Annotated in this window: 9 protein-coding genes; all 9 read left to right on the top strand. The window is 33.2% G+C overall.

Annotated elements, in window-relative coordinates:
- Nucleotides 1-262: 262 nt before the first annotated feature.
- A complete protein-coding gene (locus IGI37_RS14515; RefSeq protein WP_438763661.1) occupies nucleotides 263-2,215 on the top strand; it encodes a KUP/HAK/KT family potassium transporter in 1,953 nt (650 codons plus the stop codon).
- A 1,196-nt stretch (nucleotides 2,216-3,411) separates the two neighbouring features.
- Entirely contained in the window at nucleotides 3,412-4,731 is a 1,320-nt protein-coding gene (locus IGI37_RS14510) for an IS1380 family transposase (protein ID WP_438759486.1), read from the top strand.
- A gap of 308 nt (nucleotides 4,732-5,039) precedes the next feature.
- On the top strand, nucleotides 5,040-6,350 hold the full coding sequence (locus IGI37_RS14505; RefSeq protein WP_438762778.1) for a radical SAM protein: 1,311 nt from the start codon (nucleotides 5,040-5,042) through the stop codon (nucleotides 6,348-6,350).
- A 20-nt stretch (nucleotides 6,351-6,370) separates the two neighbouring features.
- Nucleotides 6,371-6,619, top strand: a complete 249-nt coding sequence (locus IGI37_RS14500) for a hypothetical protein (RefSeq protein ID WP_438762777.1) — start codon at nucleotides 6,371-6,373, stop codon at nucleotides 6,617-6,619.
- A 714-nt stretch (nucleotides 6,620-7,333) separates the two neighbouring features.
- On the top strand, nucleotides 7,334-9,121 hold the full coding sequence (locus IGI37_RS14495; protein ID WP_438762776.1) for a DUF1611 domain-containing protein: 1,788 nt from the start codon (nucleotides 7,334-7,336) through the stop codon (nucleotides 9,119-9,121).
- 17 nt (nucleotides 9,122-9,138) lie between these two features.
- Nucleotides 9,139-9,888 carry a hypothetical protein gene (locus IGI37_RS14490; protein WP_438762775.1) on the top strand — a complete coding sequence of 250 codons (750 nt, stop codon included), beginning with the start codon at nucleotides 9,139-9,141 and terminating at the stop codon, nucleotides 9,886-9,888.
- On the top strand, nucleotides 9,872-11,665 hold the full coding sequence (locus tag IGI37_RS14485; RefSeq protein WP_438762774.1) for an ABC transporter ATP-binding protein: 1,794 nt from the start codon (nucleotides 9,872-9,874) through the stop codon (nucleotides 11,663-11,665). The genes IGI37_RS14490 and IGI37_RS14485 overlap by 17 nt, the downstream gene beginning before the upstream one ends.
- 12 nt (nucleotides 11,666-11,677) lie before the next feature.
- Nucleotides 11,678-12,679: a hypothetical protein gene (locus tag IGI37_RS14480; protein ID WP_438762773.1), complete on the top strand. Its 1,002-nt coding sequence runs from the start codon at nucleotides 11,678-11,680 to the stop codon at nucleotides 12,677-12,679.
- Between the two features lie 290 nt (nucleotides 12,680-12,969).
- The gene (locus IGI37_RS14475; RefSeq protein WP_438762772.1) at nucleotides 12,970-14,274 is read left to right on the top strand and encodes a hemolysin family protein; all 1,305 of its coding nucleotides are present in this window, start codon (nucleotides 12,970-12,972) and stop codon (nucleotides 14,272-14,274) included.
- The last annotated feature ends 213 nt before the right edge of the window (nucleotides 14,275-14,487 follow it).

The following is a 14,487-nucleotide window of genomic DNA, read 5'->3' as shown; positions in this document are numbered from 1 at the left end:
GTCTAAAATTTCCATTGCAAGACCTAAGTGTTTGGCTTAAGGGCCGTCGCTTGTGGTCTTTTTTTATATATAGGTAGAGCTTTAAAATAGGTTTCTATTGGATAAGTGACCGATTTTACACAAATTGTGACTATGGCTTCATAGTCGATAATACGCATCTTACAATTAGGTAAAAGGAAAAATGTGTAGGGTGTTGAGGAGGATAAGGAAAGTGTCTGAACAAAAGAAACATACAGCAACAAAACTGTCAGCTGCAGGAATTATGGTGGCAATGGGGGTTGTCTACGGGGATATCGGAACGAGTCCGCTGTATGTTATGAAAGCAATTGTTGGGGATAACGGGGGACTAAAGAGTTTGAACCCCGACTTTGTGATTGGAGCAGTCTCATTAATCTTTTGGACATTGACGTTACTCACAACGATCAAATATGTCATGATTGCATTAAATGCAGATAACCATGGGGAAGGAGGAATTTTTTCTCTCTACACATTGGTGCGTAAAGGAAGCAAGTATTTAATCATTCCAGCGATGGTTGGTGGAGCAGCGTTGTTGGCAGATGGCGTGTTAACACCTGCTGTGACCGTGACCACAGCGATTGAAGGTTTGAGAGGAATTCCAGCATTTTATAATCAGTTTGGAAGTGACCAACAGATTATTGTGGTGATAACCTTAGTGATTATTCTCGGATTATTTGCTGTTCAACGATTTGGAACAGAGATGGTTGGAAAAGCATTCGGACCGATCATGTTTTTATGGTTCACCTTTTTAGGTGTGATGGGTATCATTAATTTTAGTCATGATTTATCAGTGATTCGTGCGTTAAATCCTTATTATGCAATACAATTATTGCTTAGTCCGGATAACAAATTAGGGCTGTTTATATTAGGGAACATCTTTTTAGCAACCACTGGGGCAGAGGCCTTGTATTCTGACTTGGGACACGTCGGAAAACAGAATATTCGTATGAGTTGGCCGTATATCAAAGTTTGTTTGGTTTTAAACTATTTTGGTCAAGCGGCTTGGTTGTTAGATATCTATAAGGATCCAACAGTCGGTGAAATTGAGAACCTGAACCCATTCTTTCAAATGATGCCAAGAGAAATGATGGTTATCGGTGTTGGGTTTGCTACGATTGCCGCGGTGATTGCGTCACAAGCCTTGATTTCAGGCTCCTTTACCTTAGTTTCTGAAGCAATCAAATTAAAATTATTACCAAGATTAAAAATTATTTATCCAGGAAATAGTATCGGTCAAATGTACATCCCAGCTGTAAACTTAATCTTATGGCTCGCTTGTTCTTTAATCGTTATTACCTTTAGAACATCCACACATATGGAAGCAGCTTATGGTCTATCAATTACAGTGACAATGTTAATGACCACGACATTATTGTATTTTTATTTAATACAAAAAGGAACTTCCCATATCTTTGCCCATATCATTACATTATTTTTTGGCGTTGTTGAAGTCATTTTCTTCATCTCAAGTGTGGTCAAATTCTTCCATGGTGGGTTTGTTGCGGTAGGGATCGCTTTACTTATTTTGGCGGTTATGACCATTTGGGAAAGAGGAAATATAATCCAAGAAAACGCAGCGGATGAGGTTTGTTTTTCAGAATATATCCCGCAAATTGAAATGTTGCGAAAGGATTCACGCATACCAATGTACCAAACGAATGTCGTATTTATGGTTCCTAATTTGGATAATGACCGAATTGGCCGCCAGTTTATGTATTCCATTCTGGATAAACGCCCAAAACGAGCAATGGCTTATTGGTTCGTGAATGTTGAAGTCACTGATGAACCATTCACACAAGAATATGAAGTCAATATGATGGACACAGACTTTATTATTCAAGTGAAACTATTTTTAGGATTTCGCATCCAACAAGATGTGAATGTCTATATTCGCCAAATTATTCATGATTTGATGAAGAGTGGTCGCCTACCTAAACAACCACAAAGTTATACGATTACACCAGGGCGTGAAGTAGGTGATTTTCAATTTGTTTTGATAAAAGAAGAATTGTCAAATGTAACGACGCTTGCCCGATTTGATCGTCAAATGATGCAAGCCAAATTGGCAATCAAACGCCATGCAACTAGTCCAGAAAGCTGGTTTGGGTTAGAGTATAGTGATGTAAAATATGAAACTATCCCACTAATCATTGGAGAAACAAGAAAGACTTGGTTAAAGGAAAGAACAAAGGCATAGTTGGAATAGGCATATCTGTAAAATCAGCCCCAGCTAATCGAATAATTTCTAAAACAAAGTGAATAGAGACTGCACAGCAGAACCGTCAAGATGAGGGGGATGTTGTGTGGTCTATTTGTTTTGTAAATATCTATGGAAAAATTGGAGGTTGGAACAGAAGTGTTTCATTCCGAGAACCGGGAAGGTACTGTGCAACATCAACTCATACCTCGTTGTGTTTTACAGCACCGATTAGGTACTGTGCAACATCAACTCATACTTCGTTGTGTTTTACAGCAATAAGAACCTTCAACTCTAGCATGTCTCATGCGTAGAAGTTGTTGAGAGCGGAACAACGTCCTTCAATTCTTAAGGTGTCTCACCTTTAGAGATTGATGAGATCGGAGTCTTTTTGCGCAGTGCAGATGGAGTTGCTTCTGTACCCACCGTTTATTCGGATAAAGAGGGGCTGGGACATAACTCCACAAGTTATGTTCCAGCCTCGAAGGCAGTTGATTTATATAATTTTCCCTTAATATCCTTTAGTAGCTTCTTGGTCTCCCTATTTAGATATAATTATTTAGGAGGAAATCAGCAAGAATTAAAATCTTTGATTGAGAAAATCCAAATTTCTTATTTTGAAATCAAGAAATCAAGAGGAAGATAAGCTGAATTAATTTTTTCTACTTCTTAGCTTCCATGCCAGTAAGTTCATTTTTATAAAAATATTTTTATGTTGTATGGTGCTTGTTGTATGCTCAACAGGTTATTTTATGTGACTCTCTTTTGTGTTTATTCCTAGTAGCTCATTGAAATTTTTGACAGTATAGTTAATTGTTATTACGGAGGTTAAAGCTTGTTCAAATTCTATCCTCTTCTCAAATGAAAAAGGTTTACTTGTCAAGTGCTGGAACTATTTTTGGAATCTTTAACTTCATTATATTAAATGGCAGATTGCGTCAGAAAAAGAGAATTGCTCACTTTATACAGATGATTAATAACGTTAATCATTACAAAAATGTACTTAGCGAATTTTGTGATTTTATTTTTAGGAGGAAACCTGAATTATTCATAAAATCATTAGAAAGTTTCAAGACTCTAAGAACCTCAAAGGGTTTGAGATTTCTTTCATTTCACCCAATAGGTGCACAAAAAGAGCACACTTTATGTTATTGTAAAGTTGACAAAAACCAACAAAAACAAGGAGTGTGCTCTTCATGTCTACATTACAACAACAATCCCTTTTATTCAATCCCAAACTGGAAATTTCTAACGATGGTGGTCGGCTTTCCTCAGATGGCGGCATTTTACTTGTGAAAGAATTTATGAAAAAAATCCAATTTGACCATTTTTTACAAGAAACAGTCGCTTTTCAAGACAATAGGAAATATTGTACCCATCAGCTAAAGAACCAATTTACGCAATTGGTCCTTCAACTGATTGCCGGATATCAGAAAGATGAAGCGGCTAACACATTAAAAGAGGATCCTGTTTTTCAACTTGCACTGGATAAGCTTTGTGCCTCTCAGCCAACGTTATCTCGTTTTATCAATGGGGTCAGTCAAGAAGAACTGCCTGGCGTACACCATTTAGCACAAACTCTCGGTGCGTTTTTAATCGAGCAAACGAATCAAAGACAAATGATTTTGGACATCGATTCTACGCACTGTGATACTTATGGAAAACAAGAAGAATCAACTTACAATGGCCATTATAAAACCACTGGCTATCATCCTCTATTAGCTTTTGACCTCATTTCTGGCGCATTATTAGGTGCTGAATTGCGTGCAGGGTGCGACTATACTTCAAAAGGTGCCGAAGATTTTCTAGCGCCTATCCTTCAGCGTTATCAGGAAAAGGAGTTAGAACTGATTGTTCGAGGAGACAGTGGATTTGCCAAACCTGAAGTCTATCAAGTTTGTGAAACACACCATGCCAAATTCATCATTCGACTAAAAGCCAATCGAAAACTGCAAAAAATCGCTGAACAACTTGTCTTATACAGTGATGAGACTGATTTCACCAAAGAAGAAGTCCAGTGGTTTACGTTAGAGAACTATTGCCCGAATACTTGGGTACATCCCTATCGCGTGGTGATCAAATCGACTCGAAACGCTGGAGAATTTCTGTTTTCTCATGCATTTCTCGTAACCAATCTAATAGAGTTATCTCCAAAACAAATTTTCCCCATGTATCAAAACCGTGGTGCCATGGAAAATTTAATCAAAGAAATCAAAAACGGTTTTTTCTTCGATAAAACGGACAGTACATCGTTTACAGCGAATGCATTTCGGATGCTTTTAAGCAGTGTTGCTTACAATTTAATGCAGTGTATGAAACAACTGGTCTTTCCTGAAACTCAAAAGAAGCTTAGCATCTGTACGATTCGTTTCCGTCTATTTCATATCGCAGCTCGTGTGGTCTCTCATGCAAGGCGAACGTTTATTCAACTTTCTAGCACGAATGTATTTGATGTGTTTTATTGGCAGGTTCTTGAAAAAATACAAGGCTTACAGCTTTATCCTACAAAAAACTGACATAGACCTTAAAAAAATTTTTTAGTGCTACCAAGGGGCTAGTGTGCCCTTTTTTAAGTGAAACCCAAGAAATGAAGGCAGAATTAAGTTTCGAATCCAATTTTTCTTCTGAATAGATTCAAAATTAGGTGCCAAGTTCTCTAAAATTTGGTTTTAAGGTTTTCTTCGTTATTTTTTTAAAAGTATGAATAATTCAGGGGAAATAAAAAAAATATTGTTCTAAAGAAAGAAAACGTTTACAAAGTGACTTTGTGGGTTTATACTGCAATCAATAGTGAATGAATGAGCAAAGGGAGAGATGAATAAAAGTGGAGAAACTAAAGTATTCAAAGTTTAATAATATTGTAAAAAGCGGAGAAAATTTATTAATCTATAACTCGGAAAAGAATACATTTATTAAAATCAATCAGGAGTTATTTGCTAACTATAACGAAAGTGACAAGCATAAAAAATTAATGGAAGACTTGCTTAGTTATGGAATATTAGTTAAATCAAATAAAAATGAAGAATCATATATCCAATATAAATATCAAGAACATATCATGGACGCTACTTTAAGACTAACGATATTATCTTCTGAGCAATGCAATTTTAGGTGCTCATACTGTTATGAAGATTTTAAAAGAGGAAATTTAGATGATGAAGTAGCAGAATCATTAATTATATGGTTACGAAAAAATATTAAAAATTATACCGCTGTTCAAATATCTTGGTTTGGTGGAGAACCATTATTAGGCATTAAAAAGATACTATACTTATCTGAAGAGATTAAAAAAATATGTATACAATCGAAGAGACCCTTCTCTTCTGGGATCACTACAAACGGTTATTTATTGAATGAAAATAACTTTAAGAAATTACTGTCTGTCGGGCTGAGACAGTATACTATTACAATTGATGGAGTCGCTGAAGACCATAATAAATATCGAAGGCTAGCTTCAGGAAGAGAAAGTTTTGGAGAGATAATAAGTAACTTAGAAAGTATCAGAGATAATTTAAAGACAGGAGCCTTCAGAATTATCATTAGGTGTAATTTGACAAAAGAGAACTTAAAGAATATCGATAAATATATAAAATTCATGCACGAAAGATTTTATAGCGATAAAAGATTTTCTTTTATTTTTAGACCAGTAGGTGATTGGGGAGGAGAAGTAGTAAAAGATGTAAATAAAGAATTAGTAAGTGCTTTTGATGATATTTATTTACCTATTTTAAACGGAATAAAAAAATATCCCCTTAATATTGATGAATATAAAAATATGTTGATAAATGGTATGTGTGATTCCTCTAGAAAAAACTATTTGATTGTTGGTAGTGAAGGAACAATATATAAATGTACAATGTTGTTTAACTCCGAAGACAATCAAATAGGTAAATTGTTTGAAGACGGAAAAATGTATATTGATGAAAAAAAGGTATCAAAATGGGTTATTGGTAGAAGAGATGGTATAAATTCTAACTGTATGGAATGTCCGTTTTCTTTATCTTGCTTCGAAAGAACTTGTGCAGCAAAAGGATGGTTACTTTCTGATGAAGGAAAATGCGGGTACGAAATGAACTCTTTACGGCATGTGATGACATTACTAGATTCTCAGAACCATTTTAAATATATTCGTTAGCATAGAAAGTAGGTTTTTTTATGAATGAACAATTGAAGCAATGTTTCGAGAATTTGGGGATATTTATTGAGAAAGAAGAAGGGTTTAGGTTAAGTGATTATATTGATGATTCATTATCTTTTATCTCATTAGTAGTTGAAATTGAAGAAAATTTCAATATTGAGATAGAAGATAGATATTTAAATATTGACTTGCTAGAAAGCTTTCAAGATATTGTTGATCTGATTCGGAAAATAAAATTTGATGATGAAGAAAAGTTATCCACATGATATCAAAATGAATTGTTTGAAAATAAATTAAGGAGGTGACGGACATGAGATTAAAAAAAAGGAAAAGTACTAAGCAAAAAAGCAACTGGATTGGTTTTTATGGAGAAGCAAGCGGTATAGGATGCGGTATAGGGTGTGGTTTGAACTGGTAATAAGGAGGTACTTATGAAATTAATGAAAAGAAAAAGAAGATGTAAACTAAATTGGATGCGCTTTTATGGTGAGTCGAATGGTGATTTTTGTGGAATTAGCTGTGGTTTAAACTGGTAAGGAAAAGGAGAAAAAGATGAAGTTAAAGAAAGCAAAAAGAAAAAATGAATTAAATTGGATACAATTCTATGGAGAAGCAAGTAATGGAACAGTGTGCGGCTTTATGTGCGGTTTAGGTTGGTAGGAGAGGGAAAAATGAAAAAAGAGCTAATGAAAAAAAAGATAAAAAAATATCAACAAAACTGGATACAATTTTATGGTGAGTCAGGTGGACATAACTGCGGTTTGGGATGCGGATTAAATTGGTAGGAAAGGAAGAGTACAGTTGAAGAAGGAGCTACTAAAAAAGAAACAAATCAAACAAAATAAAAACTGGATTAGTTTTTATGGAGAAGGTAATGGAAGCTTATGTGGTTTAAGTTGTGGATTAAACTGGTAAATTAAATAAGTAGGTGAATGAGTTTTTATTCACCTGCTTTATTTTGGGAGATGAGTTAGAGATAAATGAAGAATGTATTTATTATAGATAGCTATCCTGATCCAACGCATCAGTATTTTGATAATAGAGATTTAGATTTATATAGAGTTGACGAAAAAGGTCATAAGTGGGAAAAAGGTTACGATAAAATGATTACTAACCCACACGGTACAGCAATTGGTGGTATTTTATCAAAGAATATAGAGGATAGTGAAGTGAAACTCACGTTTTTTGATATTTACTCAAGTGATGAAGAGAAAATGTTGAATCTATTAAAGAGAAGTCTGATATTTATACATGAAAGATATATATCAGGTGTAATCAATTGTAGTGTAGGTACTATACTTTTTGATTCTGAATTACAAGAAATAATAAAACTAGTTTCAAAAGATTTCATTATAATATCGGCATTTGATAATGCTGGTGCGGTGTCATATCCTGCTGCATTTGAACAAGTTATCGGTGTAGATTCATCCTATCGTTGTTTAAAAAAGAATGATTTTGTAATAGTTGAAAACAGTATTATAAATGTAAAAGCAAAAGGTGGACTTCAAAGGGTTCCGTGGTATAATCCAGAATTTACCTTGAATCAAGGTTCATCGTTTGCTTGTGCATATGTAACAGCATATGTTGTGAATAACTATTACGGAATGGATAGAAATTCTATTCTTAATGAGCTAAAGAAAATAGCTAAATTTGTATATAATTTTGATGAGATTCAAGAAATAGCGATAGATAAGAGTGTTGAAAATGTAAGTTTTGTACCATTTAATAAAGAGATTAATTCAGTATTCAACTTTTCGAATCAGCTGAAATTTAATGTTTCAGGCTTTTATGACTTTAAATTTTCTGGAAATCTCGGGAAAAAAGTTACATCGTTTTATGATAGTTCCGTTGAGACAGAAATAAAATCCTACAAGGAAATTAATTACGGTGCTATTGATTTATTAGTGATAGGTCATTTGGAAGAAATTTCTAATATTTCAAATATTAACTTAAAAGAAGAATTATTAATTAAATGTTTGGAGAATAATGTTAGTGTCTTTTGTTTTGATTCATTGCATATAAAGGATTTTCAGGAGGGATTTGATAAAAAAGGATTGACTTTATTTTCAGCTGATAAATTATCAACCTTTAAAGGTGAAAAATTTGGGAAGCTATTTATCTTTAAAACACCGATATTAGGTGTTTTCGGAACAAGCAGAAGTCAAGGCAAGTTTACCTTGCAATTACAGATAAAAAATATATTAGAAAGAAAAGGATATAATGTTGGAAGCTTGGGGACCGAGCCAACTTCATTTTTATTTGACTTTGATTATACATACCCATTTGGGTATTTAGGAATCGAAAATTTAACTCCTTATCAAATTGTTGAAGAATCTAATTATTTATTAAGTTTAATTGATAGTAAGAGCAATGATATTATTATTGTTGGATCACAATCTGGAACAATCCCACAAGAAGTATTTAATGTTGGCCAAATTCCGTTAGCTCAATTGAGTTTTTTAATAGGAACAAATCCCGATGCGATTATATTAACAATCAATTTTGATGATACTAATGAATATATATCTAGAACGATTCATAGTATTGAGAATTTAATCGACTGTAAAGTTATTACTCTTGGACTGTACCCGTTCTTATTCAAAGATGGTTGGGGTATTATTAATGATAAAAAAATAAAAGCATCTTTGATTGAAATAGAAAATAGGATACAAGAGTTAGAGTCTATATTTAGTTGTGTAGTTGTCGAAGTGGGAAATAAGCAAACTGAAAGTAAAATTATAGAAACTATAGAAGCATATTTTTCATGATTTAATAGAAAGTCAAGGTGGTTAGAATAATAAATTTAGTGAATGACGCAAACTTTAAAACGAAACTATCTGAGGAGTTATACTGGGTTCCGTTTAATACGTTGGGAAAAGTAACAACTGGGAATAATAGAGTTACTCTATTAGACTCATTATTATTTTTCCAAAGCATAAACTTTAAAGAATTTGATGATACCTTATATATAAATGATTCAGGATTGAATTGGGAGTTTCATAGAACAGGAGATATAGCATTTTTATCTAACTCAGGGTGTTGTTCTTCAACTGCGGGATGGGCTTGTTTTGAACTGAAAAATAAATTTGACGAGGTTGGCATGTTAAGTTTATTTAGACCTAACGGTACAGGTCATGTTTTTAACTATATTTATCATAAAAAAAAATATTATGTGTTTGATTTTTTGCCATTTACAAAAAATTATGGAGCAAAGCTTATTGAAACTGGAGAAAAAAGAAGTTTTATAAAAAATAAGTACTTAACTAGTATCTGTTATGAAACAATTGACTTGAATTACTTTTCGCGATTTTTTGGAAGAATCCAAGCAAGTAAAGGATTTGATCATTTGTTTTTTCAAATAAAATCATATTCCTCCCCGCCATGTAGTTATATAGGTGATGAGTATAAAGTATTAATCTATCCAGAAAACCACAAAATTATAAAGCTGAGCAGCTATAAAGAAGAAAACATGGGTTTTTTACGTGTGCCTTTAAAAATTTCTGATGAAATAATCTCAAGTGATTATTTCTACTGAGGAGGAAAGAAAAATTAAGAGTATAAAATTCTTTATTAGCTATTGTTGGTTATACAATAAAAAGTATGTTCTGTATACGTTTTTGTATCAATTGGTTATATCAATCCTGCCGTTGTTATTAATTGTTCTACCAAAATTTATTATTGATGAATTGGTTAATTTCCAAAGAGTAGACTACCTTTTCTTATATGTCAGTCTTTTATTAGGCTATCAATTTTTAGGAGGTTATCTAGCGAATGCTTTAAAGAAACACGCGTTTATTCAGAAATCACATTTATTTATATCTTTTCAATCTGAACTGACAAGAAAAATGGCGACAGCTGATTTTGAAAAAATAGAAAGTGCAGAATTTTTGGATCATAAAGAAAAAGCATCAAAATTTTTATATGGAAACGGTCAGGGATTTGGTATTGTGTTTGATAACTTTGCCGGTATTTTAGGAAATCTAGTGGTCTTTTTAGGGATTATTGGAATTATTTCAACATTAAATATTTATTTACTAGGCATATTTATCCTTTTATCTATCGTGACTAGTTATTTTGATAATAAAACTAAACAAAAATATGTTGCATGGGATATGGAAAAAGCACCCATAGAACGAAGAACAACTTATCTAATTAATGTTATCGAATCCTTTCAATATGCGAAAGAAATAAGGATCTTTGATTTATCTTCGTGGTTAACTAAGAAGGTAGACAAGCATTTGAGTGAAGGAAATGAATTTTACACAAAACAAGTGAATGAGTCAGTTAAGGTGGAAAATATTGGCTTGTTGTCCAATTTTCTTCGTGACGGTATGGCCTATGTTTTTTTAATCGCTCAATTTCTGGCAAAAAAGATATCGATAGGGGACTTTACCATGTACATGTCCTCGATTAATACATTTAGCAATTTACTAAAACAAGTTTTAGAAAGCCTAACGACAATCAGGCAGTATGAAAGTTATTTTGAAGCCTTATCTTCTTACATGCAGATACCACAAATGAATACTGAAGAAACAATAAGGGGGCCTCAACTGTTTAACAAAATTGAAATTAAGTTTGAAGATGTTTGGTTCAAATATCCAAATGCAGCAAATTATTCTTTAAAACAAGCAAATTTTAAAATTAATTCAGGTGATAAAGTTGCAATCGTTGGCGAAAACGGCGCAGGGAAAACCACGCTGATAAAGTTGATTTGTCGATTGTATAAACCAACCAAGGGAAGAATATTGATGAATGGACTCGATATACAAAAAATTGATCATAAGGAATTTACACAATTAATTGCCACTGTATTTCAAGATTTTAAACTATTTTCCTTTAGCCTTCGAGACAATTTGGTCTTTGAAAATAAAGGGAAGATACCTGATTTCTTAATATGTGAGACACTCAAAAATAATGGTTTTGACATTGAGAAATATGAAAATGGTTTAGATACCTCGCTCTATAAAAATTTTGATGAAAAAGGATTCGAGCCGTCAGGTGGAGAAGGGCAAAAGATTGTATTGTCTAGAGCAGAATTAAAACAGGCACCCATTATTATCTTAGATGAACCAACTGCAGCGATGGATCCAAAAGCAGAAATGGAACTATATACAAGATTTAATTTATTAACAAAAAACAAGACGACCTTTTTTATTTCTCATAGGTTAGCCAGTACAAAGTTTTGTGATTATATATTCTGTTTGAACAATGGAGAAATCATTGAAAAGGGTACTCATGAGGAGTTGCTTAAGGCGGAAGGACTGTATAGTAGCTTGTATTTCATGCAATCGGAGTTGTATGCTAATGACTAGGGGAGAGTAATCGTGAGAAAGATATTACCAATCTCAACACAGCCTATTGTTTCTTGTTATAATGACGAATCATTTAGGTATAATATAATTGACCAAGATTCATCTTATGAGGGATGGATTGCAATGGAATATATTAACTTATGTATGCATAATAATGTATCACTTAAAACAAGTCATTTAAAAGGATATCATAGTTGGCCATATGTAGTACCAAATTTGGAAGAAACAAAAATACAACGAAATTTTCTGAAAAAGTATTTAAATAAAGTAAATATTATCTCCTTAATTGTCGATACCTTAACAAATGATGTGTATGTATACTTGTTTCTAGATGAATTTTTTATACCGAATCGTTTTGCATATAAAAAAGAACAATGGGTTCATGACAATTTAATAATCGGATTTGATACTGAAAAATCAGCATTTTACATGCTAGGATATGGAATTTCAGGCTTAATTGAAATCTCAGAAGTATCATTTGAGCAATTTGAGAATGGCTTCAGATATCTAAACGAAATTCATGAGACTTTATCCGACATATTTTTTATGAAACCTGAAATGTGTACAGTTGATTTTGATGTAAGGCTTTTCCGTACTAGGTTAGAAAGATATTTAAATGGAAGTATTTTAAATGAGGGTTTAACTGATTTTAGCTTTGGATATGAGGTTTATACTAATTTAAGAAACTACTATAAACAAAATTTAGAAGAATATGATATAAGAAATGCACATAAATTGTTAGAACACAAAAAATGTTTGTTACGCTCTTTAAATTTTATAAAGAAACAATCATTAGTAGAAAAGCATACATTAGATTTAGCGATTCAAGGAATTGAAGAGTTAGTAGTGAAATGTGAGAAAATTAAAAAGATGACAATAAAATACAATATATATTCTGTTAATCATAAAAAAATAAAAAGAGAGTACATTAAAGAAGTTTTAGTAGAATTAGCAGATATAAAAGTTGAAGAGAAGAAATGTTTAGAAAGCATACTAAAAGATATAGAAGGATGATTCTCCAGTTCAATTACGCTATTTTTGCTTATTAGTTTTGACTCACTTCGTTCTAGATATTATTTAATTTACTAAAAATTGTATAGCGGTGTCTAAGATAGCTAATCTAACAACAAGTTGAACTTATTTTAAGTGAAGAAAAGTAACTTCGTGCAAAATAGGATCGTTTCTTTATTATAAATAGCAAATTTATTGATTATTCAAGACTCTAGCCAAATGTAATGGTTTTTAGTGGGGATTTTCATCGGAAAACAGTATAATAAGCCATGAAGAAAAAAGGAGCGTTATATATGTGGCTGAATTTTATAATACTGATTTTGATGATTGTTTTGACAGCAATTTTTGTGGCGAGTGAATTTGCACTTGTCAAAATTCGTCCCTCTCGGTTAGAGCAGTTGAAGAATGAGGGCGTGAAAAATGCCAGTCTGGCTTTACAGGTAACGCATCATTTAGACGCTTACCTTTCAGCAAGCCAATTGGGGATTACATTGACTGGATTAATTATTGGTTGGGTCGGGGAAGGATCCGTAGCAGCTGTTTTAGAACCATTAATTGGTCAGTTGCCGCTTAGTGAGGCACTGATAAAGACTATCTCAGTGGCTATGGGCTTTGTTATTGTGACCTATATTGATGTAGTTGTTGGAGAGCTTTTGCCGAAAAGTTATAGTATTGTTTATACGGAAAAAGTTGTTTTGGCTATTGTTAAACCGTTGCACTATTTTTATAAGGTAATGTTTCCCTTTATCTGGTTGTTAAATCATTCAGCGGCAGGTTTGGGGAAAATTTTAGGTGTCAAATTAGCCACTGAAGGAGAAGAAACGTTAAGCCAAGAAGAATTGACTTTGGTTGCTATGAATTCGTATCAAAAGGGAGAAATTACTAAGGAAGAGTATCATTATTTGGAAAATGTGTTCGAATTTGATGATACTTTAGCAAAGGATATTCAAATTGACCGAACTTCAATGGCCGTGTTTGATGCTACAGAAACAGTCCAACAAGCGATTAAAAACTCGCTAGAACAAGGGCATACACGTTATCCTGTAGTAGAAGGCTCAAAGGATAGGGTGTTGGGATATGTCACTTTACCGAATTTGATTCGTCAATCCTATAAAGAAGCACAAGTACCTGTAAGTGAGTTAGTTGAAGAGGTTATTGTCATTGCTGAAAATATGCCAATTAAAGCGGTTTTGACTTTGATGAGAAAAGAACGCAAGCATTTAGCAATTGTTAAGGATGAATATGGTGGGACAAGTGGTTTGGTTACGATAGAAGACATTCTTGAAGAGCTGGTGGGGGATATTCGTGATGAAACGGATGTGGATCGTTCACTAATTGTGAAGCAAGCGGATAACAGTTATATTGTTTCTGGCAAGATTACTCTAGATGATTTTCAACGATACTTCCGAGTTGAGTTACCAGAATTTGAGTTTTCCCAATTTACAACATTAGCCGGTTATATTTTGGATCTTGATAAAACAATTAAAACGGATAGTCAAGTAACCGTGGGGCCGTTTGAGTTGACGGTTTTAGACTACGAGCCGGCCCACGTGAATTATTTTAAGGTAATAGTCAAAAAAGAAGAGCCAGTGAAATAAGATAAAACAACCTTTCATAATGTCGGCATATCTATCTAGGCCACCAACGTTATAGAGGGTTGTTTTTAAATGATAAAGAGTTTATCTGGTGTCGAAATACTAGGAAGCATAAGGTATTCATAGTTTGCAATTCAACGTATAATTAGAAACTGAGACAGAATGAAGGCGGCATTGTAAATTGACCACCTCTGCGAAAGAATTGACCAGTCAGTG

This window comes from Enterococcus sp. AZ194 (genome assembly GCF_051713825.1).
GTDB lineage: Bacteria > Bacillota > Bacilli > Lactobacillales > Enterococcaceae > Enterococcus_K.
This window is presented reverse-complemented; position numbering and strand designations above follow the sequence as displayed.